The organism is Paenibacillus vini (assembly GCF_018403325.1).
Taxonomy (GTDB): domain Bacteria; phylum Bacillota; class Bacilli; order Paenibacillales; family Paenibacillaceae; genus Fontibacillus; species Fontibacillus vini.
Window position 1 is genome coordinate 17,422 of sequence record NZ_BOSL01000003.1, and the last position, 24,689, is coordinate 42,110.

Sequence of the window (24,689 nt, forward strand, 5' to 3'; positions counted from 1 at the left end):
TTGTGACGTTTGGCGCTAGAATGCTAAAGACCGGATTGGCTGTAACACTGGCTTTGTATTTGGTCAGCTGGTTTAATTTATCTTCTCCGGTAATCGCGGCGGTCGCCTCGATATTTGCCATGCAGCCTTCCATTTACCGCTCATGGAGATACTTGATGGACCAATTGCAAACCAACACCTTAGGCGCCATTTTGGCCATGGCCGGCGGTTTGTTGTTCTCCAATGAGCCGATCGCCGTGGGCTTGGTATGCATTCTTGTAATCATGATTTGTCTGAAACTAAAAATGGGCGAAACGATAGGGATTACGCTGGTTACGGTCGTAGCCGTCATGGAGGCCTCCGGTCAATGGGAGTTTGCATTGAACCGCTTTGCTTTAAGTTTGGTGGGGATCGTCTCCGCTTTTGTAATCAACATCATCGTTTTTCCGCCAAAACCGAGAGTACAATATGTGAATCAGATCAAGGAAACCTTTGAACAGCTGTCCCTGTTGCTTCGTACTGCCGTTTCCGACGAAATCAAGGAATCGGTATTCCGCGGCGAGAAACGGAAGCTTGAAGATTCGATCAACTCTTTGTCGGATAAATACAAGCTGATGGAAGAGGACCAGAAGAAGCTCAAAACGCCGAAATTCAGCGAGAGCAGGCAGCTTGTAGTGTACAAGCAGATGCTCAAGGCGCTGCGCAAAGGCTACGGGGTGCTGGATGCCGTGGAACAGCATTATTTTCAGGCGGTGCGAACTCCGGAATTGAACAAGGAATTTGACATGCAGTTGGAGAAATTAATAAAATTCCATGAGCATATCATGTTAAAATTTGATGACAAGTTGAAGCCGAACAATAAAGAGGCCGAACAATTTGAGCATGATAATGATGAGTTTTTGAGGGGAATGCTGGATCGTTATGCCACGCAGCGGCAAGGGATCCTGAGGCTGTCGATCGTATCTGCGGAAATGTATGAGTACGGGCATCAGTTAGAGCGGCTAAACCGTTTGGCGGATCATAGCCAAGTGCCCGTGGAATCCTAAAAAAGTAATCGCGGGCCTGCGAAACAAACGTGATTTCTGACATCAAAAAAAGTCCTGCCGAATGGCGGGACTTTACTATTTCAGGTGTAAGGTTTAAAAAAATCAATAATGAGGTTGAAATTATCGCATAAAATGGATACAATGAAACATGGACTGTAGAAATAATGATACGAACAAAAATATCCTAATAGAATTATATCATGGATATTTTGGAATGTCAATAGGTGATTCACTCAATAATCTAGACCGTCTAGAAGTAGTTTACCAGAAGGAGCGATCATTGTGAGCGGAACGGACAATGCTTGGCAGGAAGAACAGCAGCGCGTGGAATATGTGGCAGACCGGATTGAGGACAATATTTCCCGGCTGGAACGGGAGGTAGGATCCGTCCGTGGAGACGTCGTAACCATGCGGAAGGAGTTCTGGGATGAGGTTACCGTCAACTTCAGCGAAGCGGATGATGTGGGGGAAACATCGACAAGCTTGCGTCAGCAATCCCAGGTGTTGTCGGAGAGAGAGAAAAGCCACCAGCATGCTTCTGCTGCATTAGACAAAATGAAGAGGCTGAAGCAGTCGCCGTATTTCGGGCGGATCGATTTTGCCGAGGATGGTTATCCCGCAGAGCCGATCTACCTCGGAATTGCTTCCCTTCTGGAGGAAGGGGACGAAGCTTTTCTTATTTATGACTGGAGAGCTCCGATTTCGAATCTGTATTACGACGGTGTTCCGGGACCTGCTTCCTACGAAACGCCCTCCGGAAAAATCGAAGGCAAGATGCTGCTCAAACGGCAATTCGTGATTCGCGGGCGCGAGATCAAAGTGATGTTTGACACCGGCGTTACCATTGGTGACGAGCTGCTTCAGCAGGTTCTGAGCCGCAGCTCGGATGCCCAGATGAAGAGCATCGTGGCCACCATTCAGCGGGAACAAAACCGGATTATCCGAAACGACAAAAGCAGGATGCTGATCGTACAGGGAGCGGCAGGAAGCGGCAAAACGTCCGCCGCGCTGCAGCGTGTAGCCTATTTACTCTATAAGCATCGTGAAACGCTGCAAGCCGATCAAATGATTCTTTTCTCGCCGAACCCGATGTTTAATAGTTATGTATCCACGGTTTTGCCGGAGCTTGGCGAAGAGAATATGCTGCAAACAACGTTCCAGGAGTACTTGGAACATCGGCTGGGCCGGGAATTCCAGCTGGAGGACCCGTTTGTGCAAATGGAATATGTGCTGTCCAGCGAAGAAAATGAGGGTTACTCGGCAAGGATCAGCGGGCTGCGCTATAAATCCTCGTCCTCTTTTTTGGATGCGATCAACAAATATAAAGCGCTTCTGGAGCGCAAGGAGATGAAATTCCGGCCTTTACGGTTTCAAGGCAAGGAAGTGATCGGTGCGGATGCGATATCGGCGGCGTTTTACGCTTTTGATCCTGCGATCACTTTGGCGAATCGGTGTGAATTGCTCAAGGAATGGCTTCTTAAAGAGTTGGCGGCTTTCGGCAAAGCAGAGCTCACGGAACCTTGGGTGGAGGAGCAAATTCAGTTGCTTGATACCGAGGATTACCAGAGAGCCTACCAGCGCATGCGGAAAAACCAGCAAAAAAAAGGAGATCATTTTAGCGACTACGAAGAAGAAAAGACCATTTTAGCCAAAATGGTCGTAAGCGAACGGCTTAAACCGCTTCGCAGATGGGTCAAATCCCTTCGTTTCGTGGATGTGACCAAGTTGTACAGTCAGCTCTTTCAACAGCCCGAACTCATGGGGGAGCTCAGTTCAGGCGAACTGCCGGAGGAGTGGGAGGCGATCTGCAGTCAAACCCTCAGCAAGATCAAACAGGGCGAGCTGTATTATGAGGATGCGACCCCGTTCCTTTACTTAAAAGAAATGATTCTAGGCTTCCGCTCCAATACGGCCATCCGACATGTGATCATCGACGAGGCCCAGGATTACTCCCCATTCCAGTTGTACTTCTTGAAACGGTTATTTCCTCGTGCCCGCATGACTGCGCTGGGGGATTTAAACCAGGCGATTTATGCACACGCGTCGGTGCTTCAGCAGTCGACGGCTTTGACCGACCTCTACGGGGAAGCCGAAAGCGAGCTTATTACCCTGGTGCAGAGCTACCGGTCGACGCGCGAAATCGTCGAGTTCACGCGGGGGATGATTTACGGAGGAGAAGCTATCGTTCCGTTCAACCGGGAAGGCGAGAAACCGGAGGTCCGCTTGGTCGGAGACGAAACGGAGCTTCACGGCCGGATCCAGGGCGATATTCAGGCGCTAAGGAGCGACGGTTACGATATGATCGCGGTGATTTGCAAAACCGCGGCGGAAAGCCTGAAGGCATACGAAGAGCTGTCGGCTGACCTGCCGGTCAAACTGATCAAGAAGACTACGCTGTCTTTTGAGAAAGGAATCCACATTATCCCGGCATATTTGGCCAAGGGAGTGGAATTCGATGCCGTGCTGATCTATGACGGATCGGACCGGAAATATACGCGTGAAACGGAGCGGAAATTGTTCTATACGGCATGTACAAGGGCTATGCACTTGCTGCACGTTTACTCCGTCGGCGAACCGAGCCGGTTTATCCGCGAAACCGACAAATCAGCGTACATCCAGATTTGACCGGACGGCCGCTGAGTATATTTTACTGATTAACAACCAAACTACTCTTCATGGAATGATTTATCGAATCTGAAGGGTGGCCGAAAGATGGATAACAAAAAAGGTGATCTGGCTGCGCTGGCATCCATTCCGCTCATCATGACCCTTGGAAATTCTATGTTGATTCCGATATTGCCGCAGATCTCCCGTGAGCTGCGTATATCATCTTTCCAGGTCAGCATGTTGATTACGGTCTATGCGGTAGTCGCCATATTGCTGATCCCGGTCGCCGGATATTTATCGGACAAATGGGGCCGAAAAAAAATCATCATTCCCAGTCTGATCATCGCAGGTGTCGGAGGAGCGGTGTCGGGCGCCGCCTCCTGGTTTGCCGACGGCACGGCCGTCTATTGGATTATCATCGCGGGGCGCTTGCTGCAGGGTGTCGGGGCTGCGGGAGCCTTTCCGATTGTTCTGCCGCTTGTCGGAGACATGTTCGATGATGAAGATGAAGTAAGCCACAGCCTAGGAATTATCGAAACCTCGAACACCTTCGGGAAAGTGCTCAGTCCTATACTGGGCGCTTTGCTGGGAGCGTGGATTTGGTATGTTCCATTTTTGGCTATCCCTGTCTTGTGCTTGATCTCTCTGCTGCTCGTGATCTTTCTGGTCAAGGAACCGGAACGGAATCAGGAAGCCAAGCCTTTGAGGGAATTTATGAAATCGGTCAAGGAAGTTTTTGCGGAAAAGGGCCGGTGGCTGTACGCCATTTTTGCGATTGGCGGAATATGCATGTTTTTGTTATTCGGCGTACTGTTTTATTTGTCCGATCAGTTGGAGAAGAAACACGGCCTGGACGGGGTACTGAAGGGATTGGTACTGGCCATTCCGTTAGCGGCTCTCTGCCTGGCTTCTTATATAACGGGTAAAAAAATCGGCAAGAATAAAAACCTGATGAAATGGTGCGGAGTCATCGGTCTTGTGCTTGCTACCGCAGCACTGTTTGGAATCAGTACATTTAACAATATTTATTTTGTGATCGGTTGCCTGATCATTTGCGGCGTCGGGATCGGCATCGTCCTGCCCAGCTCGGATGCCTTGATTACCGAAGGCATTGATAAGGAACTGCGCGGTACCATTACTTCGATATACAGCAGCATGCGGTTCATCGGGGTATCGCTTGGTCCGCCGGTCATTTCCCTTTTGGTGGGCGGAGGCCATATGATGATGTTTATCGTGATTGGTGCCGTATCCCTTATTGCCGTGGTGCTGTTGTTAATTATGGTTAAACCTGAATCGGGAGAAGGTAAAGGGAGCAAAGGAACCGGCGGGAAAGAAAAAAGGAAAGTTACAAAGACGCCGCGGCCCATTCATCAAAGTTAGCTTACCGTCAGCCAAGTGATTTTCTTCCTAGCTAGTCATACGTACCGCCCTCTATACTGGTCCAAATTATTACTTTTTTGTGCCGGGGAGGAAGATTTTGAGGATGAATGGGAAGAAAATAGGGTTTTGGTTGGTGTGCGGAATTGCTCTTGTGCTGGTCGGGGGATGTATGGAACAAGGTAATCGTGCGGCGAGCTCTCCTGATTTGGAACAGGCGCATGTGGAGACCAATGCGGTTCCTGAAGGTTTTGACCTGGAGCATCAGCCTTATATGGGGGAACCTAACGCCCAGGTCAAAATTGTGGAGTTTTCAGATTACAAATGCCCCGCTTGCAAACGGTGGAAGGATGAAGTGCTAACCGAGCTCAAGAAGGAATATCTGGATACCGGCGCAGCGGTGTTTTACTATGTGGACTTTCCGTTCCTGGCCCCCGATTCCAATTTTGCGGCACTTGCGGGGGAGTCGTTGTATCAGCAGAATCAGGAGTTTTTCTGGGCTTATTTTGATCTGATGATGGAGCATCAAGGCGCAAAAGATGAGGCCTGGGCAAACAAGGACTTTATAATGAAGCTGGTAAAGGAGAATATACCGGATGTCGATATGAAGACCTTTGAACAGGATCTTGAGGAACGAAAATATATAGAGAATGTGAAAAGAGATTTCATGATTGGGGAAAACCATCAGGTTGGTGGTACCCCGACGATTTTCATCAATGGTCAAGCGGTGGAGGATATTTCTTTCGAGGGAATCCGAACGGTAATCGATAACTTGTAACCTGCAACCAAAGAACTTCGTTTCCCTGGATGGTCCTTCGGGCCTGGGAATGCGCAGTTCTTTTTTGCTGTATTTTTTGGTATGATATTAGCTGATTATGTCAGTCAACAAACTGATTGTTACATATGGTACTTGTCGGTCGGTTCGTTCAGAACCCACTCCAGCATCATGAAAACTGTATCCATGAATATAGCATGATCGTATTTTACTTACAGGGGGCGCTATTATATGAACGCAAAACAAGCGGCGGGTTACCGTGCTGCCGAATTGGTCCAAGACGGGATGGTTGTCGGTCTCGGTACCGGGTCAACCGCCTATTATGCCATTGAGAAAATTGGTGAACGGGTAGCGCAGGGCTTGCAGATTCGAGCCATTGCAACATCCAATGCTTCGGAAGAGCTCGCTTTAAAATATGGAATTCCTCTCATTCCGGCTTCGGAAGTGGAACGTTTGGATATCGCGATCGACGGTGCGGATGAGGTGGATCCTGAAATGGCGCTGATTAAAGGCGGCGGCGGTGCGCTGCTCCGCGAAAAGCTGGTAGCGATCAATAGCGACCGGTTTATCGTGATCGCCGACAGCGGCAAGATGGTTCCTCAATTGGGTCAATTTAAGCTGCCGATTGAACTTGTTCCTTTTTGCTATGAGTGGACGCTCGGACAGTTGAAACGAAACTACGACGTCCAGTTCGAAATGCGCACCCGTGACGGGGAATTGTATGTAACCGATAACGGGAATTATATCGTGGACGCGGCCTTCGGGAAGATTCCGTCTCCCGCACAATTGAGCCATGAATTGAAAATGATGACGGGCGTAGTTGATCACGGTTTGTTCGTTGACATCGCAGATACGGTCATTGTCGGATACGAGGACGGTCGGACCGAAATGATCGAGAAAAAACATTAGGAGGACATGCTGTGCTCGTTCGAGTGACATCCTTTCCGGTTCAGTCTGATATTGCCGAATTAATGGAATATGCGACCCGATTCGATTCCGAGCAAGAGAAGAAGGCTTGGGAACTGTATGAGTCGGGCGCTGAATTGTACGTCTTTGAAGAAGAAGGGGAAAACATCGGACTGATCGGATTCACTACCAATTCTTCAGGACAAATGGACATTCTTCATCTGGCGGTTCGTCCTGAGGACAGGCTTAAGGGCTATGGCCGGGGATTGATCGTGGAGGCGCTGCTGCTGAAACAGCCGGAGGTCGTTATAGCGGTAACGGATGAGGAAGAGGCTGACTTTTTCAGAAACATTGGATTTACAGTAAACGGGTTTAACCCAGGTCCGGACGAACCCGAGCAGTTCCGCTGCGTGTATGAGTCGGAAGAACCTGCTGAAGACTAAAAAGAAGTTTAGGCTTTTCACCGCTAATTGTAGCCATTTAACCCCTTCGCCGGTGGCGAGGGGGTTTTTGTTGTGCGAGGAAAGTGGATTTGACAATCCACTTGGAACCTCATATAGTTCTATTAGCGAATTGTTTCATTGTAGAACAATTGGGACAAGAGAGACTGAGGAGGGAGAGACTTCGGACTGATGCAAGGATCTAAAGAATTGATAGAGCGTTATATGGCGGCATATTTTACAGTGACGAAGCGACTGCACGGAGAAATTCGTGAAGTTCTGCAGGATGACTTGACGATGGACCAGTTCCAAATCATCGATTATATTGTGACGCGCGGAAACGTGACTTCCACAGAGCTTGCCGAATCTTTTGCCGTGGGGAAGAGCTCGATTACCGCAATCATTACGAGACTGGCGGATAAAGGCATTCTTGAGCGCACCCGGGACGAAGACGACCGGAGAGTCGTTTATCTGTCTCTGACGGACCGAGGATTAGACAACTATAAAAAAGCGCAAGCCAAAATCATGGAGACGGTGTCTACATACCTCGTTCATTTCGGCCATGATGAAGTCGAAGGATTCATCAGTGTATTTGAAAAGCTGGCTAATTTATTGGAGGAAGGGAGTGGGGAATCATGAAGTTTATTTTGAAGGCCAGATGGGTCATTGTACTGGTATGGATCGCCGCCGCGGTTTTGCTGTTCATCTCGGCCCCGTCCATGTCGGATCTGGTTCGCGAAAAAGGGGATATTGCTGTTCCGGAAGGCTATTCCTCTTCCACCGCATCAGCGATTCTGAGTGATATTTCGGATGCGAACGGAGGAGAGAAGTCAACGCAAATCGCACTTGTGTTTCATGCGGATGAAGGGTTGACCGGAGGCGATAAAGACGAGATTGAGCAAGCTCTGGGTACGCTCCGGAACCAAATGGATCAAATCGGCATCGTGTCGATCACCGATCCGTTCACTACTCCGGAAGCGGCGGACAAAATGATTTCGAAAGACGGAACAACGATTTTGACCTCGTTGTCCGTTAAACACTCGGACCGCCCGCTGACCGAGGTGGAGCAGGATATCCACAATGCGCTGGATCAGGTCAAAGCCGAGCATTACTTAACGGGACAAGAGCAGATCAACGAGGATATGGTCGTCAGTTCTGAACAAGGACTGAAAAAATCGGAATATTTTACGGTTATTTTTATTTTATTAATTCTCTTCGTCGTGTTCCGTTCGGTAATCGCCCCGTTTATACCGTTATTGACGGTAGGGATCAGTTATTTGGTATCGCAATCGATCGTCTCGTTTCTGGTTGACGGATTCGATTTTCCGATATCGACGTATACGCAAATCTTTATGGTCGCCGTCATGTTCGGGATCGGGACCGATTACTGTATACTCCTGATCAGCCGGTTCAAAGAAGAGCTCCAGCATGGGAACGACAAATGGGAAGCGATTATCCAGACGTACCGGAAAGCCGGGAAAACGGTGTTCTTTTCGGGTCTTGCGGTATTGGTCGGTTTTTCGGCCATCGGATTTTCGCAATTTGTTCTTTATCGCTCTGCGGTAGCGGTCGCCGTCGGAATCGCAGTGATGCTGATCGCGCTAGTAACGATCGTTCCGTTCTTTATGGCCGTGCTGGGAACGAAGCTGTTCTGGCCGCTCAGCGGTTCTCTGGAGCATAAAGAAAACCGCTTCTGGGGCGCTATCGGTTCCTTCTCTCTGAAGCGGCCATGGGCCGCTCTGTTGATCGTTGCGGCGGTTACCGTACCGTTTCTGATCAGCTACAGCGGGAATGTATCGTTTAACAGCATGGAAGAAATCGGGGATGAGTACGAATCGGTTAAGGCGTACAATCTGATTTCGAACAGTTTTGAGCCGGGAGAATCTTTGCCGACGCAAATCGTTATTAAACACGACAAGCCCATGGACAATGCGGACTACATGACCCTTGCGGAGAAAATCAGCCGTGAAGTTACCGGGGTAAACGGCGTCGCCAGTGTACGCAGCATGAGCCGTCCGACGGGTGACGAGGTTAAGGATTTTGCGCTGAACAGTCAGGTGAAAACGGTTGGCGAAGGGCTTGGCCAAGGAAATGAGGGCTTGTCCAAAATTAAGAGTGGTCTTGCGGAGGCCAGCGCTTCATTGACCGAAAATGAGCCGAAGCTGAAGGAAGCGGCGGCAAGCACGGGCAAGCTGGCTGAAGGTACAGGCAAGTTGAAGGACGGAATCGCTGAGCTGCAAACCGGTCTGTCCGCCATAGAAAAAGGGATTAAAGAAGGTTCTACGGGGGCCGGGGGCTTGAAACAGGGCTTGGGACAGGTGAAAAAGAGCGCCCAGGATTTGGCGGCTGCTCATGATCAACTGTTGCAGTCCTATAAGCAGATCGGAAGCGGGTTAGGGCAATTTGGCGAAGGCATCGGACAAATCAGTAAACAGTTGGATGCAGCCGCCCAAAGCCTTTCCGGTCTATCCGCCCGTTTTGCAAGTTTGGAAAATAAATTTCTTGAGCTCGCCTCCGATCCGGACTACTTGACGATCGTTGGCACCGTAACGGAGATGGGCAAAGGTTTGCCGCAGATGTCGGCAGGTCTGGGGCAAATGGAAGCTGAATTCGGACGCGTAACCGCCGGTCTGAATCAAGCCAATCAAGGATATGAGGCTGCCGCAGCAGGAAGCAAACAACTGGCCGGAGGTTTTGATCAGTTAATTAGCGGGTTGACCCAATTAGAAACCGGGTTGGATCAAGCGGCTGCAGGACAGGGTCAAATCGTCAATAAAATTCCGGAAGTGATAACCGGACTGTCGCAAATCCAAAGCGGGCAGGAGCAAATCCAGAATGGCTTCAGTCAGTTCTCGGGACAGATCTCCCAACTGACGGATGGATTGGATCAAAGTGTGGATGGCCTGGCACAAGTATCGGGCGGGTTGGATTCAGCCAAAGCATACTTAAACGAGGTTGGCGCTGCGGAAGGAGATCTTGCCGGCTGGTATGTACCGGAAGAGGCAATGGAGAACGAACAAATGACCCAAGTGTTCGATATGTATCTCTCTCCGGATCGCAAAGTCATGAAGCTGGACGTCGTATTCTCCAGCAATCCTTACGGGAACGAAGCGATCAATGAGGTAGAACCGATTCGCTTAGCGGTTGAAAAGGCGGTCAAAGGAACGGACTTGGAGAAGGCGGAAATCGCTGTCGGGGGCGTATCCAGTACTTTTAACGACCTGAAAACCATTTCCGGTGAAGACTATACGCGGACTGTAGTATTGATGTTGGCCGGGATTTTCATTATTCTCGTTCTGCTGCTGCGTTCGCTCGTGATGCCGATCTATCTGATCGCTTCGCTGGTACTGACCTTCTACGCATCCATGGGTTTTACGGAATGGGTGTTCGTCGATATTTTCAATTATTCGGGAATCAGCTGGGCTACGCCATTCTTCGGTTTTGTTATTCTGGTCGCGCTCGGTGTGGATTATAGCATCTTCCTTATGGACCGGTTTAATGAAAATAAAGATTGGAACGTGAGCGACGCCATTCTGCATTCGATGCGTAATATGGGGACGGTCATTTTATCCGCCGCCGTTATTTTGGGAGGAACGATGGCGTCCATGTATCCTTCGGGCGTGCTCTCCATGCTGCAAATCGCAACGGTCGTATTAACGGGACTGGCGTTGTATGCGGTGATCGTGCTTCCGTTCCTGATTCCGGTGATGGTAAAACTGTTCGGACAGTTCAATTGGTGGCCATTCCGCCGGAACACCGGGCAAAGCGAAAATGGATAATAAATAAGTAAAAGAACCGCGGGCTCCAGCCAAAGCAATTGGAGCTCGCGGTTCTTTGTTTGTGATCCGGGGGTCATTATAATGTCAGTGACTTAAAATAACTGCGAACGGCCCATTTCCGCTCGTGCCGTTTTTTGTATTTCGGCAAGCTGCGGTAAACGGCAAGCGATTCATTCAGGGCACTCTTAGCCTCTTCCTTTTGGCCAAGCGAGAGGTAAAGACTTCCGAGCAGGTAGTAGGCTTCGCTGGAGGAGGATTGGATCTCCCCGTACTTGGCGGCATAGCCCAGTGCTTTCTGGGGCTCTTTCTCGCGGAATGCAGCTGCCAGGTGCAAATAAGGCTGACCGTATTTTACTCGCTCGTTCAGACTTAATGCGTGCAGAATTTGGGCTTCTCCTTCTTCAAGACGGCCGAGACCGATTAAAGCGGTGCCAAGATCGTCCCAATATTCAGCGGAAGTCTCAGAATAAGGCTTCACTTCTTCCAGCAGGTCATAGGCTTCTTTGAATTTCTTTGTGTCCAGCAACAATCTGGCAAGTTCACGTTTGGAAGATACATCGAAATTATTCAAAGAGAGCTGCTGCCGGAGCTTCGAGATGTTGCGATATCGTTTGAAAGGTTTGGAAATACTGGGGAATACTCCTACAAAGCGCCGGTCCAGGAAGTAAATGATGACAAGCAGAACAAGAATGGCGATCAAAGGATTTCCGGTCAGCCACGACAAAAAAATAAAAAGCATTACCTTGCTCATAGGTTCCTCCACCCGTCATAATGATTTCCCATTATACCACAGATGGAGAACTTGGGCAGTTTATAATAGCTGATGGTCTTTTTGGGTATTAATTATAAGGATGATTTACCGAGTACAGGAAAGCCGCCCTAAAGATAAGGCGGCTGCGTATACTGTATTGGATTTTAGGGGTTATTGGTAGCCCCGCAGATGAACGCCGGGTTGATTCTGCATAAATTGAGTACCGGAGTTCATGGAGCCCGTTGAAAACCCGCCAATTTGACCGGAGTTTCCTTGGCCGAAGCTTTGTCCGCCCAGGGGACGGAGGCCGATGCCTGCGGAAGTTCTGTACTCCGGGTTGCCATAGTTATTCGATACGGAGTTTATATTTTGTTCGATTTGTCCGGCCAGTTGAACGATATGCTGATATTGCTGCATTGCTGTTTGATGGCCTTGCAGAGCCATTTGAATCGTGTGGGCGGCTCTTCTTTCTTTGTCCGCAATCTGTTCAAGCTGTGCAGCATTTTGTTGTTCCTGTTCCAAAAGTTGCTGATACATTGCGGTCGCTTGGCGGGTTTGCTGCTCCAGTTGTTTGATGTGCTGTTCAATTTCCCGAAGTTGCGAAGAAGCTTGATTGTACATGAAATGAAACCCTCCTGATTAAGTTGTTTTGTAGTTGCGAAACCACAAATTAGGTTGCCCGGCCCAACCGAGGATATGCATGATTTGAGCGCGTGAGAGCATTAACATTACCAGCTCCGCCAGGTCTAATGCCGGGGAAGAAGTCACTGGAAGGGATAGGTGAGCAAAGAATGTATAAACTGGTGCTTGTCAGACATGGAGAGAGCGAGTGGAACAAATCCAACCTGTTTACGGGCTGGACGGACGTCGATTTGTCGGAAAAGGGAGTTCAAGAGGCTAAAGAAGCGGGTATTCTGCTGAAAGAAGAGAAGTTTGTCTTCGACGTTGCGTTTACTTCCTATTTGAAGCGGGCGATTAAGACGCTCTATTTCGTCCTTGATGCGATGAACCTGCTGTGGATTCCTACCCACAAAACTTGGCAGCTGAATGAGCGGCATTACGGGGCCCTGCAAGGTTTGAGTAAGTTGACGACGGCGCAGAAATACGGAGAAGAACAGGTGCTGTTATGGCGCAGGAGCTATGATGTTCTTCCTCCTGCGCTGACCAAGGAAGATGAGCGGTATCCTCGCAATGATGTTAAATACAAGGATGTGCCCGATCAGTTTATTCCTTTGTCGGAAAGCCTGAAAGAAACGATTGTCCGGGTGGAGGATTACTGGGAGCGGGAAATCAAGCCGCAAATTCTTGCCGGCAAAAAGGTGATTATTTCGGCGCATGGGAATAGTTTAAGGGCCTTGATCAAATATTTGGACAATTTAAGCGCTGAGGAAATTATCGACCTTAACATACCGACAGGTACTCCGCTCGTTTATACGCTGGATGATCAATTGAAGCCTCTGGAAAAATATTATCTTGGCAGCGAAAGAAGAGTCGAGCACAAAATCGAAAAAGCAGCTGATCCCGACAAAATTATGGAGTAGCGGGATTAAAGGGCGGGATGTCCAAGCGCATCCTGCTCTTTTTTCATAAATTAAAAGGGAGGTGATGAGATGAACAGCACAGAATTTATTGCTAGAATAGCTCCCGATGCAATAAGAGACTGGCTTCGGAGCGGCGTGCCGGCTTCCTTGACCATCGCCCAGGCCGCATTGGAGTCGAATTGGGGATCCAGCGGACTTACCCAGAAAGCAAACAATTTATTCGGAATAAAAGGAAACGGTCCTGCCGGCAGCATAGTTATGCCGACGACGGAGTATCGAAACGGATCATATATCAAAATTAATGCCTCGTTCCGGAAATATCATTCCTGGGCGGAATCCGTTGAGGATCATACCCGCCTGTTGCAAAACAAGCGGTACGCCGCGGTGTTGCACCGGACAGGCAGGCAAGCGGCATATGCCGTATCGGCGGCAGGGTATGCAACGGATCCTGACTATGTAGCCAAGCTGATCTCTTTGATGGATAAGTACAATCTTTATCAATACGATACCCGGGAAGGAGATGAACCGATGACTGCGGAGGAGAAGAAGCAGTTTGAAGCTTTGCAGGATATCGTACGCAAGCAGGCTGATCGGATCGAGGAGTTGGAAAAAAAGGCAAACACAAAGCTGCCGGACTGGGCCAGGGAGGCTGTTCAAGCCGCTGTTAATTACGACAAAAAGGAACCGTTGATCAACAATCCGGAGACGGGGGGCTTTGATTTTTATCGTTTAATCACGATCATGCACCGCCGCGGACTGTTCGACAAAAAGAATGCGGGCTGATGCTGGAAGCGCCGCGAAGCATAGAATACGCAATAAGACCCTGCTGGAAAAACAGCAGGGTCTTTGACGCTAAATGACGATATTTTAATGTAAAAGTTACGTTTTTGTAAATTGTTTGTATACTTTATTTTGGAAAAGGCTTATACTTAAGCTATGAGAAACATCATTGCAAGGTTGAAAGAGTATCGTGATGGTTAAATAAAACCCTCTCTTTCTGCTCAATGATTGCTTTAGAAAGGAGTGTGTTTAATGGAGTCGATGGAGCATTTGAAAGAACGCTACAAATCGCTGGAAGAGCGACTTCGCCTGTTTATTCTCGTTCATTCCGACATTGAATACGTCCATGGGTCATCAGAATGCGTCGAGGGCGGGGCTTTCGCATGGTCCGAGCTTTCCGCTGAATCGAAATATATCCAATCGGAACTTTATCACGAATATATATCATTGATCAAGCAATCCAGACAGCATCTCATAAGGGTCGGCAGCGGCTACCTGGAAACTTACGACCGCAGCTGTGCCGAGGTCAAAACCTACGTAAAACAAGAAAACTTAGTTTGGGGCCCTTCTTTGCAGGACGTATTTAACACTGTAAAGAAAGAATTGGACCTCCAGCGGGGACTGATCGCTCAGCCCATTTTAATCTAGGCGGCAAGTCATCGCAAAGCAATAACCACGTATCAGCACTGTAAGTGGACATCTCCACGAAAACTGAATAATGCTTCTTTTATCGTAAAATCGCCGATCTTACCCCGGCGGTTTTTTTGCGTTTTATCGACGTATCCTTTATTCCAAATAATAATTACCCAATGCAATTGCTTTTAAGCAGTTTTTTTTAAAATTTTAAATAAAATTTTATTGTTTTATTTTTAATAGAGGCGGAAAATAATTGGATTAGATGTAGGAATTCGTTTTAAAAACGCCTAAGCACAGCATTCGGGGCCAAATTGAAGGAGCTCGAGCAGTTGGGATAAATTCATCGTTACCCGGTCAAAAATGAGCGCGGTAAGATCATGTCAAGGGAGATTTATTTATACGAAAGCCATCATTACGTCCATAATCGGGTTTTCCAGTAGTGTAAAATGCAACACTAATAATCAGTTCTGACACAATGCTAGTTAGAACACAGAAAGGGTGATACTATGGGACTACAAAAACATATGGAAGGACTAGCGTATGGCGAACGAGATCAACAAGAATTTGGTTAAGTGCAAAGTTTGTAGTGGAATAGTTGCTACAAGTGCTAGAAGATGTCCACATTGTGGAGCAAGGTTAAAAATGCACCCGGTTTTAGGATGTTTCCTTTGGATAGTAGGATTGATTGTTTTGTTTATTATAGTCATGGTATTCCTGGTTTTATTTATGAATTATCGAAAAATAAGATGATCCAAAGTCACTCATTCGAGAGTGGCTTTTTTATTGTTCAGTGAAGAATCATCGCATATGTTTGAGGTAGTATTGGTGGATTTAGTCATCAATGCACAAAAAAAGGACAAAAGCCCTCGTAGAATACCACGCTACAAGAGCTTTTGTCCGGGCACCCCTCGCGGGGCGCCCATCATGGGAGAGGAGAAACCGGACGAAGAGCTTATGGGGAAACGTAAGTCTTCTCCGCGGTTGTCTACGACATTTGTGATGTCGATAATTCAAGTGTTGTCCGTTCCTTGCGTGTTTATACATCCGCGAACCAAAATCTTCTCGGATTCGATTTTTCAATCTTTACGCGATTATGGTACGATATCGACAGGTATTTAGACATAAAGGATGGTAACTTGCATGAGAGTGATATCGGGCAGCGCCCGGGGGCGAACGCTGAAAGCGGTCCCCGGCATGGGAACTAGGCCGACGACGGATAAAGTGAAGGAAGCTTTGTTCAGTATGATCGGTCCGTATTTTGACGGAGGAGCTGTGCTTGATTTGTTTGCGGGCACAGGCGGTTTAGGAATCGAAGCGCTAAGCCGCGGCATGGACAAGGCTGTGTTCGTCGACTTGGAATATAAGAGTATTGAGGTTGTCCGTTCCAATTTAAAAGCGGCCGGACTTGAAGATAAAGCCGAGGTATACAAGAATGACGCCGAAAGAGCTTTGAAAGCACTGGCTAAGCGGGAAGCGGCGTTTGATCTGGTCTTTCTCGACCCGCCGTACCGGTTGAAACACGTGGACAAGCTGATGGAAACGATGGATAGCCTGAAGTTGCTGAAGCCGGAAGCAACGATCGTGGTCGAATACGATTCTTCCTTTGAATACCCGGACAGCTTCGGTCCCTTCAAGGAAGTCCGTAAAGCGAAATACGGTGAAGCGGCCGTCTCCGTCTACAACTATGAACAACAAGAATCAAGCCCGGTCCAGGAACCGGGCAAGGAGGAGTAACATGGAACACCAGCTCAAAACGCCGCGCATTGCGGTATATCCCGGCAGCTTCGATCCGGTGACCAAAGGTCATATGGATATCATTCAGCGCGCTTCCCGCCAGTTTGACAAACTGATTGTGGCGGTGCTGAACAACCTTAGCAAAAATCCTCTGTTTACCGTAGAGGAGAGAAAAGAATTGCTTGCGACCGTGACGGGGCATTTACCTAACGTAGAAATTGACAGCTTTCGCGATTTGTTAGTGAATTACATGGATTACAAGCAGGCGCATGTCATCGTGAGAGGGATCCGGTCCGTGACGGATTTTGAGTATGAGCTTCAGCTCGCCTCGACCAATCATAAGCTGAACAGCGAAGTCGAAACCATATTTATGATGACCAACCCGAAATATTCTTACCTTAGCTCCAGCGTGGTCAAAGAGATTGCCAGCTTTCACGGGGATGTCGGGGATCTTGTTCCGGCAGAAGTGGAAAAAGCGCTGAAAGCCAAGTTCGTTAAGTAGGGTTCTTGAACCTTTAACTTGACCGTTTTCTGGTGATCAGGGAGAGAATCAGAATTCCGGTAATCAGCAGAAAAAATAATGAGAATTGCATTTGTATGAGTCCGGCGATCTGTTTCCATTCCGGTATAGGAAAGCCCATTCCCTCGCCTGACCTAATGACGGCATAACCGGTTTCCGCGTTAGCGGGAAGAGTCCCCGGCAGCAACCGTGTAAGTGGGCGCCACAGCAAAAGCGTTAATACATAGGCATAAGCTCCGTGAATCAAGCGGTTGACCAGAAAAAGGGCGCTTCCTAGTCCTACTGGCTTAAGCACGGCTCTAACCTGAAGATACGCACAAATACCGCTCCAGCCCAGAAAGGCGCCGAGCAAGGCGCTGACGATTGCAGGAGGCATCGCCGTTTCAGCAACCGCATGGGTGCCAAGGTGGATCTCCAGCGCTCCCGCTACGGAATAGGCCGGTATAATGTCGGGAAGAGCGGAAAGAAGCACATGGATCACGACGGCAAAAATAATCATATAACCGCCGACGGTCATTAGTGTCTGCACCCCTGCACTGACGGCATCGCCCAGCAATTTCCCGAAGCTCCGGCCATCGGCTCTGCGGGCGTCCTCCATTTGAACGGCCGCAAGCCGGAAGCGGGAGACCGTTGGTTTGGGGCTGGCTTTAGGTGCAACTGACCCCGTTTTCCGCAGAGAACGAGTCCCCGAGGATAATAAATGGAGCGTAACTCCGGCTGCAATTCCGGACAACCAATGAACGGCCAGCAAAAAAAGGCCTAATTCGGGCCGGCTCATATACCCGGTCCCGATGACCACGACGAGCAGCATCGGACTGCCAAAGTGCGCGGTGCTGGCCATTCTTTCCGCCTCAAGGGCGGTTATTTTGCCTTGTTTATACAAGCTTGCCGACGCGGAGGCGGCGGCCGGAAATCCGGCAGTCAGCCCAAGCGGCAGCACCCAGGCATAGGAACCGGGAAGACCGAGCCCTTTTCGCGTCAACGGCTCCAGCAGTACGCCAAGGCCGTGGGCGAAACCGCTCGCCAGCAATATTTCGGTTAGTACCAGAAAGGGCAGCAGGGCCGGGAAAACGACTCTCCACCAGATCGATAAACCTTGACCGGAAGCATGAAAGGCTTCGCCCGGTGCGTAGACTATACAAATCACGAGCAGGATGGCGGATAGTCCGAACAGGAGTGTCGACGGGAGACTGCCGCCGGCATGGCGCTCGCTATGCAAAGGCTTCACCTTCTTCGAAAATAATGAATAGTACAAGATATGCGAAGGGCAAGGAGTACATGCCTTAATGAAGATATCAGACTTCCAGTGCGTTTTGCGGCACTTCGGAGTATGGGCTTCTTGACATAAGGGGGGAATTAAGGATGCGTAAATCCAGATCTGCAGTCATCAAGGCGGGGCTGTATTTCATCTCGCTGGCTATATTGGTCTATGTCGTTGTGTATATGCCGACGCCCTATATGATTCATCAGCCGGGATCGGCGGATGAGATCAAGCCCATGGTCAGCGTGGCGGGCGGAGATCAAGAGGAAAAGGGTGCGTTCATGCTGACGACTGTTTCGGTGAGTTATGCGAACCTCGCAATGCTCATTACGACTCAATTTAAGCGGCATGCGGAAATTATTCGCAAGGAGCCCGACCGGAATGACGAGGAGTATGAGACTCAGCAGCGGTACTATATGAGCAGCTCGCAGTCCAATTCCATCATGGCGGCATATAAGCAGGCCAAGATCGATTATGCAGTGGTGCCCGAGTATGTATTCGTTGTCGGCTTTTCCAAAACGGTTACGCCCAAAGGTGATTTTCATCCGGGAGATATTATTAAGAAGCTAAACGGAGAGCAAATCGGGAACTTTGAAGGTTTGGCTGCGGCTTTGAAAGGGAAAACCAGCGGAGATAAGGTACCTTTGGAACTGGAACGCGGTGGCAAAAAGATCGATCAGCAGGTTGAACTTGTGAAAATCGGAGAGGAAAATGGAGAGCCTAAAGCTGGCCTTGGGGTCAGCGTGGGCGAAGTGCGGAAGGTACAGCCGAGCGATCCGGACAAGGAGGTTCATTTTGAAGATACCCGGATTGGCGGACCGTCGGCGGGCCTGATGTTTACTCTTGAAATCTATAACCAGCTTACCCCGGGAGATCTCAGTAAGGGCTACCGGGTTGCCGGAACCGGCACGATGTCGGAAGATGGTAGCGTCGGACCGATCGGAGGCGTACAATTTAAAATTGTCGCCTCGGAGCGGCAGCATGCGGATATATTTTTTGTGCCGGAGGACAATTATAAAGAGGCCAAGGCAAAAGCAGATGAGATCAAGAGCGGAATGAAGCTCGTTCCGGTCAAGCAGGTCGACGATGCGCTTAAGTACCTGGAGGAGCTTCCTGCCAAAGGCTGATTCTTAGACTTCTTAAAGGCGGATTGGCGGTTGTCGGTAATCCCGAAATAGATCGGACATCTCGCGTTTCGGCATGGCGGAAGCGTAAGCCGCGGAAGCCCGCAGGTCAAGCTCCAGCTGAGGATCGTCCAGCCCGGCGGCCCGGGTGACGACAGGAAGGGAGGAAGTGGTCTTCATCCGCTTCAGCAGCTCCTGTCCTTTGTCGCTAAACCCGAGCACACGCAAGTAACCGGGACCACCGCTCAAAGCTTCCGGAGTTAAGGCTGACCGGTGGTGCTGGAGCAGGACATGCAGCAGGGTGCGCTGCAGCTTGGTATGGGTGTATCGTTTGGTTTTGAGCTGCTTCAGCAGCTCGGTTACCGATGGGCTTTCCAGTCCCGGGAGCAGTTTTTTGATCCGGAATTGTAGCCCTTCGTTCATTTCGTGGTGATCGGCGAGCTCCTCGGGCGTGCAGAGGAGCAGTCGGTGGAACAGCTGTCGTTCGAAGCTGTTCCATGTGACGGGCCCGCGGCCAGCGGCAAATTCGCGGGCCAGGATATCCGCCGTGAATAGCGGCAGGTAGGGGGCGGCGGCTTCCAGCCCTCCCTCGGCCAGCAGCGCCCGCACGGCGGTAGCGCTCGCGATCGCGGCGTCCGTCGGCGCCGCGTCGTGGTAGCCTGCGGCCCGCCGCCGCACCGTGAGCGGCGCGATGCCGCTCTGCAGCCGCCGCAGCGCGATCAGGTAGTGCAGCCCCAAACTGTTGTTGGGCTGCATCAGAAGCGCTCGCGCTGCGGCGGCATCGCCGCCGTCGCCGGCGCAGGTGCGCGCGGCGGCTGCGGCGTAGGCGGCGGGGTAGCTCGCCCCCGTGGCGAGCTCCTCGGCCACCGCCGCCTTAAGGGCGGCGCTCTCGTCCGCCAGCTGCCGGCTGAGCGGCAGCAGCGCCTCGAGCGCCCCGGCTTCGCTGCCGAAGCAAAGATGCGTCACGACGCCCGTCGCCTCAAGCAGGGCGACAGCGCCGTACGCAAACCATTCGGCCGGCTGCACCGCGTAAGCCACCGGCAACTCAAGAACGAGATCGGCGCCCAAATGCAGCGCCATCTCGGTTCTCGCCCACTTGTTCACGATAGCGGGCTCGCCGCGTTGCAGGAAGTCGCCGCTCATGACGGCGACGACCGCATCGGCTCCGGCCAGCCGCTTGGCCTCCGCAAAATGGAAGGCATGTCCGTTGTGAAGCGGGTTATATTCAACGATTAGTCCGACGGTATTCATGGTTCCACACCTTTTACTTTTGGAGGTTGTTCAAAAAGTCATCTTTTGATCACGAAGCATTTCAGGATCTTTAACCGACTTTTTGAACACGTATTTTAATTGAATTTACTTTTCTGTTTAAATAGTAATATACCATAAGAAGACGAATTGGCCGAAATGACCGCGATATAACAGGAAATGCCGCTGGACGGTTGACAAAACTTACTTAAAATCGGTATAATAATTTTTGTTTGTTTGGAGTGATATTCATGATTTTTCATTTTCGTCAGTTGGCTTCATCCGAGAAACCGTTGGAGATCCATCAGGAGCTTGATGTGAGCCGTGTTATCAAGGGACGCAAGGATATTACCGGAGCCGGACCACTTAAGGCCGATTTGCAGGCGGTGTCTGCTATGGGCGGTATAGTGAACGTATCCGGGAAGCTAACCGGGGAGTTGGACATGTCCTGTTCCCGTTGCCTGAAGCCCTTGACTCACAAAGTCGATATCAAATTTGAAGAAAGCTTCAAGCAAAGCGATCATCCCGAGGCAGAATCGCAGGGTGAAGATGAAGATATTCACGTGGTGGCCGAAGATCAAGTCGATCTGGTGCCATACATCGAGGAATCTTTTCTTCTGAATCTGCCGTTTGCAGCTTTATGCAAGGAAGACTGCAAGGGACTTTGTCCCAACTGCGGAACCGATCGGAACGAGCGGGATTGCGGCTGCAATACGGAACGGATTGATCCACGTCTGGCCTCGCTCAGCGATTTTTTCAAAGAGTAAATTAATGCGTTATTGATGCAAATTCAAAAAATCAGGTTTTCAGCACCGAGAAGGTTGGATAAATCCAGGAACTGAGCAGCGGAGCGTAGGTGAGCCTACGTGAGCAGCGGAAGGTCCGGATGAATCCAAGATTCGATGCCGAATTAACTAACTTGTTGACTTCGTGATCAAAAGATGATTTTTTGAATTACCTCAAAAACAAACCGGAACCCGGGTTGACTTGAATAAGGAGGTGGGAACCATGGCAGTACCTCAACGGAGAACGTCCAAAACGCGCCGCGACAAACGCCGCACGCATTTCAAATTGGCTGTGCCGGGCATGGTAAAATGTGAACAATGCGGAGAAATGAAGCTTGCTCACCACGTATGCAAAGTATGCGGAACATACAAATCGAGAGAAATTATCAATCAATAATAGTTGATAATCCTCAAGAGACCAAATAGTATCTCATTTCGGTGAGATGCTATTTTTTTTGCCGAAACGGCCTTACGAGACTCTCAAAATAGGGAGATAGGCATTGCCCCTTTCTTTTTTTAGGGAGATGTTTTATACTTTTCCTTAGTACCAGGTTCTAAAATCAAGGTTTAAAGTGCGTGTTCAAAAAGTCAGGTTATCAGGACCAAGAAGGTTGAACGAAGCTAGGGACTGAGTAGCGGAGCGTACATGGGGTACGTGAGCAACGGAAGGCCCAGCTGAGTTCAAGATTCGACGTCGAACCAGCTTCATGATATGCTTCGTCATGGAAAGATGACTATTTGAATTACCTCTTAAAATAAACATATAAATATATAAATGTTTCATCCTGTTCTTTAAAAGGGGGGGATATCCATCGAACGCTTGCCGAAAAGGGCCAGGCAGCAACAGCTTATGAAGCTTATAGAAGAAAATCCGTTTGTTACGGACCAGGAGCTGACCCGGCAGCTTAAAGTCAGCATCCAGACGATTCGCCTGGACCGGTTGGAGCTAGGTATCCCGGAGCTGCGCGAACGAATGAAGCTGATGGCTGAACGTTCCTATGATCAGGTTCGTTCCCTGCCGTTGCACGAGGTGATCGGGGATATCGTCGATCTGCAGTTGGATAAGAGCGGGATCTCTATTTTTGAAATCCGTGAGGAGCATGTATTTTCGCGGACAGGCATCGCCCGGGGGCACCATGTATTTGCCCAGGCCAATTCCCTGGCCGTCGCGGTCATCAACGATGAGATCGCATTGACCTTTTCTGCGGATATCCGTTTTATCAGGTCGGTCCATTTAGGGGAAAAATGCATCGCCAAAGCTTATGTCCGCCCGATGTCCGGGAATAAGGGCAAAGCTAAGGTCGAAGTCTTCACCTATGTCGGTGAAGAAATGGTATTCCAGGGGAACTTCGTCATCTACCGTTCAACAGGCGATGACAATCCCATTCATGAAGGAGGAAATTAGGCATGCGAATCGCGATTGACGCGATGGGGGGAGACCATGCGCCGAAGAGTACGGTTGAGGGCGCTTTGGCGGCAGCCAAGGAATGGAGCGATATCGACATCGTTCTTGTCGGCCGCAAGAGCGACCTCGAGCCGTTGTTGATAAATGCACCGTCCAATCTTACGATCCACTCTGCCGAAGAGGTGATCGACGCGGAGGATGAGCCGGTAAAAGCGGTTCGCCGTAAGAAGGACGCCTCGATGGTCGTCGCCGGCCGCATGGTGCGCGAGGGCCAAGCGGATGCGATGATTTCGGCCGGTAATACGGGCGCCCTGATGACGACGGGCTTGCTCGTCGTAGGCCGGATGGAAGGTATTGAACGGCCTGCATTGGCGCCGATGATTCCGACGCTCGACGGGCGCGGCGTTCTCGCACTGGATTTGGGAGCGAACATGGACGCGAAGCCCGAACATTTGGCCCAGTACGCTCTGATGGGAAGTGTTTACCGGCAAAAGGTGCACGGTATTGCCAAACCCCGGATCGGACTGCTTAATGTCGGTACCGAGGCCAAGAAGGGTAACGAACTGACCAAAGCGGCTTATCCGCTGCTGGAAGAGCTGCCGATCGAGTTTGTAGGCAATGTTGAAGCCCGTGATGTGTTGACCGGAGCCTGTGATGTTCTGGTATGCGACGGTTTTGCCGGCAACATTCTGCTGAAGACGCTGGAGGGCACTGCTGGGGCCATGTTCTCGCTGCTTAAGACGGAATTCACGAAATCGCTCAAGAACAAATTGGCCGCGGCCGTGCTCATGCCATCGATGCGGAGCCTCAAGCAGACGCTTGATTACAAGGAGCATGGCGGCGCACCGTTGCTTGGACTTAGCGGTTTGGTTGTCAAAGGACACGGCTCGTCGGACGGAGAAGCGATCAAGAACGCGATCCGCCAAGCGCGAACCGCGGTTCAAAGCCGGTTGACGGAGAGCATATCAGAGGAAATCAGCGGGAAACAGGGGGCGGAATCATGAGTTTACGTTCGATAGGTATAGTCGGATTCGGGAAATATGTACCTGAAAAGGTGTTGACCAACGCGGATTTGGAAAAAATGGTGGAGACGAACGACGAATGGATCGTCTCGCGGACAGGTATCCGTGAGCGTCATATCGCGGCGCCGGAACAAGCAACCTCCGATCTGGCGTATGAGGCGGCCGTACGGGCGCTTGAATCTGCGGGTATGGCGGCGGAAGATCTGGAGTTGATTATCGTCGCGACGGTAACGCCTGACATGACGTTTCCTTCGACAGCCTGCATTCTGCAGGATAAACTCGGCGCCAAGAAGGCAGCTGCATTCGATTTGTCGGCCGCTTGCTCGGGCTTCGTTTACAGCATGGCGACGGCTAACGGTTTTTTACAAACCGGGATGTACAATAACGCACTCATTATCGGGGCCGATACTTTGTCCCGCATTACGGATTATACCGACCGCAACACCTGCGTCCTGTTTGGTGACGGAGCCGGAGCAGTCGTTCTTGGCGAAGTACCGCAAGGCCGGGGTTTCCTCTCATTTGACCTTGGCGCGGAAGGTGCAGGCGGCCCGCTCTTGAAGTTGGAAGGCGGCGGTTCGCGGTTGCCGGCTTCTCAAGAGACTGTGCAAGGCGGCAAGCATTTCATTTATATGAACGGCCGGGAAGTGTTTAAATTCGCGGTCCGCGTAATGGGCACGGCTACCGAGGAAGTGCTGCGCAAAGCAGGGAAGACCAAGGAAGATATCGACCTTTTCGTACCGCATCAGGCCAATATCCGGATTATCCAATCCGCGATGCAGCGGCTTGATTTGCCCGAGGAGAAGTGCGTAATCAATGTGGATAAATACGCGAATACGTCAGCGGCTTCTATCCCGTTAGCGCTCGTCGAAGCGGCTGAGGAAGGCCGGATCAAGGAAGGCGATACCGTTCTTCTGGTAGGCTTCGGCGGCGGATTAACCTGGGGAGCATCCGTGCTTGTCTGGTAATCAAATCT

The 24,689-nt window shown here is 50.2% G+C and carries 25 protein-coding genes; 21 read left to right on the top strand and 4 right to left on the bottom strand.

The genetic code is table 11. The features are described from left to right. Positions 1-2: 2 nt before the first annotated feature. The 8 genes from KJS57_RS05830 to KJS57_RS05865 all read left to right on the top strand — a co-directional run bounded on the left by KJS57_RS05830 (position 3) and on the right by KJS57_RS05865 (position 10,909). Positions 3-1,025 carry an FUSC family protein gene (locus KJS57_RS05830; protein ID WP_211021292.1) on the top strand — a complete coding sequence of 341 codons (1,023 nt, stop codon included), beginning with the start codon at positions 3-5 and terminating at the stop codon, positions 1,023-1,025. A gap of 282 nt (positions 1,026-1,307) precedes the next feature. Next, positions 1,308-3,650 (top strand): RNA polymerase recycling motor HelD, encoded by a 2,343-nt coding sequence (helD, locus tag KJS57_RS05835; protein ID WP_213654087.1) that lies wholly within the window; start codon positions 1,308-1,310, stop codon positions 3,648-3,650. Positions 3,651-3,737: 87 nt separating this feature from the next. Continuing rightward, positions 3,738-5,012 (top strand): bacillibactin exporter BcbE, encoded by a 1,275-nt coding sequence (bcbE, locus tag KJS57_RS05840; protein WP_211021294.1) that lies wholly within the window; start codon positions 3,738-3,740, stop codon positions 5,010-5,012. A gap of 103 nt (positions 5,013-5,115) precedes the next feature. Next, on the top strand, positions 5,116-5,787 hold the full coding sequence (locus KJS57_RS05845; protein WP_213654088.1) for a DsbA family protein: 672 nt from the start codon (positions 5,116-5,118) through the stop codon (positions 5,785-5,787). A gap of 228 nt (positions 5,788-6,015) precedes the next feature. Next, positions 6,016-6,693 carry a ribose 5-phosphate isomerase A gene (gene rpiA, locus KJS57_RS05850; protein WP_211021296.1) on the top strand — a complete coding sequence of 226 codons (678 nt, stop codon included), beginning with the start codon at positions 6,016-6,018 and terminating at the stop codon, positions 6,691-6,693. 11 nt (positions 6,694-6,704) lie between these two features. Beyond that, positions 6,705-7,133: a GNAT family N-acetyltransferase gene (locus KJS57_RS05855; RefSeq protein WP_244861420.1), complete on the top strand. Its 429-nt coding sequence runs from the start codon at positions 6,705-6,707 to the stop codon at positions 7,131-7,133. 189 nt (positions 7,134-7,322) lie between these two features. Then, positions 7,323-7,769, top strand: coding sequence for a MarR family winged helix-turn-helix transcriptional regulator (locus KJS57_RS05860; protein WP_213654089.1), 447 nt, complete (start codon positions 7,323-7,325; stop codon positions 7,767-7,769). Further along, complete coding sequence (locus KJS57_RS05865) at positions 7,766-10,909, top strand: MMPL/RND family transporter (RefSeq protein ID WP_213654090.1); 3,144 nt, start codon at positions 7,766-7,768, stop codon at positions 10,907-10,909. Before KJS57_RS05860 ends, KJS57_RS05865 begins: the two co-directional genes overlap by 4 nt. Before the next feature lie 76 nt (positions 10,910-10,985). Here the strand turns inward: KJS57_RS05865 and KJS57_RS05870 are convergent, their stop codons facing one another. Continuing rightward, positions 10,986-11,660: a tetratricopeptide repeat protein gene (locus KJS57_RS05870; protein ID WP_211021300.1), complete on the bottom strand. Its 675-nt coding sequence runs from the start codon at positions 11,658-11,660 to the stop codon at positions 10,986-10,988. Between the two features lie 171 nt (positions 11,661-11,831). Next, complete coding sequence (locus KJS57_RS05875; RefSeq protein ID WP_211021301.1) at positions 11,832-12,281, bottom strand: hypothetical protein; 450 nt, start codon at positions 12,279-12,281, stop codon at positions 11,832-11,834. A 170-nt stretch (positions 12,282-12,451) separates the two neighbouring features. On the opposite strand from KJS57_RS05875, the gene gpmA reads away from it, so the two are divergent. The 7 genes from gpmA (at position 12,452) to coaD (ending at position 16,853) form a co-directional block, all read left to right on the top strand. Further along, positions 12,452-13,201: a 2,3-diphosphoglycerate-dependent phosphoglycerate mutase gene (gpmA, locus tag KJS57_RS05880; protein WP_211021302.1), complete on the top strand. Its 750-nt coding sequence runs from the start codon at positions 12,452-12,454 to the stop codon at positions 13,199-13,201. A 69-nt stretch (positions 13,202-13,270) separates the two neighbouring features. Next, on the top strand, positions 13,271-13,984 hold the full coding sequence (locus KJS57_RS05885; RefSeq protein ID WP_213654091.1) for a glycoside hydrolase family 73 protein: 714 nt from the start codon (positions 13,271-13,273) through the stop codon (positions 13,982-13,984). A gap of 249 nt (positions 13,985-14,233) precedes the next feature. Further along, positions 14,234-14,629: a hypothetical protein gene (locus KJS57_RS05890; protein ID WP_211021304.1), complete on the top strand. Its 396-nt coding sequence runs from the start codon at positions 14,234-14,236 to the stop codon at positions 14,627-14,629. A gap of 528 nt (positions 14,630-15,157) precedes the next feature. Further along, entirely contained in the window at positions 15,158-15,367 is a 210-nt protein-coding gene (locus KJS57_RS26600) for a DUF983 domain-containing protein (RefSeq protein ID WP_211021305.1), read from the top strand. A 174-nt stretch (positions 15,368-15,541) separates the two neighbouring features. Beyond that, a complete protein-coding gene (locus KJS57_RS05900; protein WP_211021535.1) occupies positions 15,542-15,736 on the top strand; it encodes a single-stranded DNA-binding protein in 195 nt (64 codons plus the stop codon). Positions 15,737-15,757: 21 nt separating this feature from the next. Further along, positions 15,758-16,351 carry a 16S rRNA (guanine(966)-N(2))-methyltransferase RsmD gene (rsmD, locus tag KJS57_RS05905; protein ID WP_211021306.1) on the top strand — a complete coding sequence of 198 codons (594 nt, stop codon included), beginning with the start codon at positions 15,758-15,760 and terminating at the stop codon, positions 16,349-16,351. Between the two features lies 1 nt (position 16,352). Beyond that, positions 16,353-16,853 (top strand): pantetheine-phosphate adenylyltransferase, encoded by a 501-nt coding sequence (coaD, locus tag KJS57_RS05910; protein ID WP_211021307.1) that lies wholly within the window; start codon positions 16,353-16,355, stop codon positions 16,851-16,853. Between the two features lie 13 nt (positions 16,854-16,866). On the opposite strand, the gene KJS57_RS05915 is transcribed toward coaD, so the two are convergent. Then, positions 16,867-18,099: a nucleoside recognition domain-containing protein gene (locus tag KJS57_RS05915; protein WP_373316803.1), complete on the bottom strand. Its 1,233-nt coding sequence runs from the start codon at positions 18,097-18,099 to the stop codon at positions 16,867-16,869. Positions 18,100-18,233: 134 nt separating this feature from the next. Here KJS57_RS05915 and KJS57_RS05920 point away from each other — a divergent pair, with 134 nt between their 5' ends. Then, positions 18,234-19,259, top strand: a complete 1,026-nt coding sequence (locus tag KJS57_RS05920) for a SepM family pheromone-processing serine protease (protein WP_213654093.1) — start codon at positions 18,234-18,236, stop codon at positions 19,257-19,259. Positions 19,260-19,271: 12 nt separating this feature from the next. Here the strand turns inward: KJS57_RS05920 and KJS57_RS05925 are convergent, their stop codons facing one another. Next, a complete protein-coding gene (locus KJS57_RS05925; RefSeq protein ID WP_213654094.1) occupies positions 19,272-20,507 on the bottom strand; it encodes a nucleotidyltransferase in 1,236 nt (411 codons plus the stop codon). 248 nt (positions 20,508-20,755) lie between these two features. On the opposite strand from KJS57_RS05925, the gene KJS57_RS05930 reads away from it, so the two are divergent. The 5 genes from KJS57_RS05930 to KJS57_RS05950 all read left to right on the top strand — a co-directional run bounded on the left by KJS57_RS05930 (position 20,756) and on the right by KJS57_RS05950 (position 24,681). Then, on the top strand, positions 20,756-21,271 hold the full coding sequence (locus tag KJS57_RS05930; RefSeq protein WP_213654095.1) for a YceD family protein: 516 nt from the start codon (positions 20,756-20,758) through the stop codon (positions 21,269-21,271). Between the two features lie 241 nt (positions 21,272-21,512). Beyond that, positions 21,513-21,686: a 50S ribosomal protein L32 gene (gene rpmF, locus KJS57_RS05935; protein WP_211021312.1), complete on the top strand. Its 174-nt coding sequence runs from the start codon at positions 21,513-21,515 to the stop codon at positions 21,684-21,686. Positions 21,687-22,109: 423 nt separating this feature from the next. After that, positions 22,110-22,694, top strand: a complete 585-nt coding sequence (fapR, locus tag KJS57_RS05940) for a transcription factor FapR (RefSeq protein ID WP_211021313.1) — start codon at positions 22,110-22,112, stop codon at positions 22,692-22,694. A gap of 2 nt (positions 22,695-22,696) precedes the next feature. After that, positions 22,697-23,698, top strand: a complete 1,002-nt coding sequence (gene plsX, locus KJS57_RS05945) for a phosphate acyltransferase PlsX (RefSeq protein ID WP_211021314.1) — start codon at positions 22,697-22,699, stop codon at positions 23,696-23,698. After that, positions 23,695-24,681 carry a beta-ketoacyl-ACP synthase III gene (locus tag KJS57_RS05950; RefSeq protein WP_211021315.1) on the top strand — a complete coding sequence of 329 codons (987 nt, stop codon included), beginning with the start codon at positions 23,695-23,697 and terminating at the stop codon, positions 24,679-24,681. The genes plsX and KJS57_RS05950 overlap by 4 nt, the downstream gene beginning before the upstream one ends. Positions 24,682-24,689 lie beyond the last annotated feature (8 nt).

Coding starts and splice junctions, on each gene's coding strand:
- bcbE (WP_211021294.1), top strand. CDS start 3,738: ATGGATAACAAAAAAGGTGATCTGGCTGCGCTGGCATCCATTCCGCTC.
- KJS57_RS05845 (WP_213654088.1), top strand. CDS start 5,116: ATGAATGGGAAGAAAATAGGGTTTTGGTTGGTGTGCGGAATTGCTCTT.
- rpiA (WP_211021296.1), top strand. CDS start 6,016: ATGAACGCAAAACAAGCGGCGGGTTACCGTGCTGCCGAATTGGTCCAA.
- KJS57_RS05860 (WP_213654089.1), top strand. CDS start 7,323: ATGCAAGGATCTAAAGAATTGATAGAGCGTTATATGGCGGCATATTTT.
- KJS57_RS05865 (WP_213654090.1), top strand. CDS start 7,766: ATGAAGTTTATTTTGAAGGCCAGATGGGTCATTGTACTGGTATGGATC.
- KJS57_RS05870 (WP_211021300.1), bottom strand. CDS start 11,660: ATGAGCAAGGTAATGCTTTTTATTTTTTTGTCGTGGCTGACCGGAAAT.
- KJS57_RS05875 (WP_211021301.1), bottom strand. CDS start 12,281: ATGTACAATCAAGCTTCTTCGCAACTTCGGGAAATTGAACAGCACATC.
- gpmA (WP_211021302.1), top strand. CDS start 12,452: ATGTATAAACTGGTGCTTGTCAGACATGGAGAGAGCGAGTGGAACAAA.
- KJS57_RS05885 (WP_213654091.1), top strand. CDS start 13,271: ATGAACAGCACAGAATTTATTGCTAGAATAGCTCCCGATGCAATAAGA.
- KJS57_RS05890 (WP_211021304.1), top strand. CDS start 14,234: ATGGAGTCGATGGAGCATTTGAAAGAACGCTACAAATCGCTGGAAGAG.
- KJS57_RS26600 (WP_211021305.1), top strand. CDS start 15,158: ATGGCGAACGAGATCAACAAGAATTTGGTTAAGTGCAAAGTTTGTAGT.
- KJS57_RS05900 (WP_211021535.1), top strand. CDS start 15,542: ATGGGAGAGGAGAAACCGGACGAAGAGCTTATGGGGAAACGTAAGTCT.
- rsmD (WP_211021306.1), top strand. CDS start 15,758: ATGAGAGTGATATCGGGCAGCGCCCGGGGGCGAACGCTGAAAGCGGTC.
- coaD (WP_211021307.1), top strand. CDS start 16,353: ATGGAACACCAGCTCAAAACGCCGCGCATTGCGGTATATCCCGGCAGC.
- KJS57_RS05920 (WP_213654093.1), top strand. CDS start 18,234: ATGCGTAAATCCAGATCTGCAGTCATCAAGGCGGGGCTGTATTTCATC.
- KJS57_RS05925 (WP_213654094.1), bottom strand. CDS start 20,507: ATGAATACCGTCGGACTAATCGTTGAATATAACCCGCTTCACAACGGA.
- KJS57_RS05930 (WP_213654095.1), top strand. CDS start 20,756: ATGATTTTTCATTTTCGTCAGTTGGCTTCATCCGAGAAACCGTTGGAG.
- rpmF (WP_211021312.1), top strand. CDS start 21,513: ATGGCAGTACCTCAACGGAGAACGTCCAAAACGCGCCGCGACAAACGC.
- plsX (WP_211021314.1), top strand. CDS start 22,697: ATGCGAATCGCGATTGACGCGATGGGGGGAGACCATGCGCCGAAGAGT.
- KJS57_RS05950 (WP_211021315.1), top strand. CDS start 23,695: ATGAGTTTACGTTCGATAGGTATAGTCGGATTCGGGAAATATGTACCT.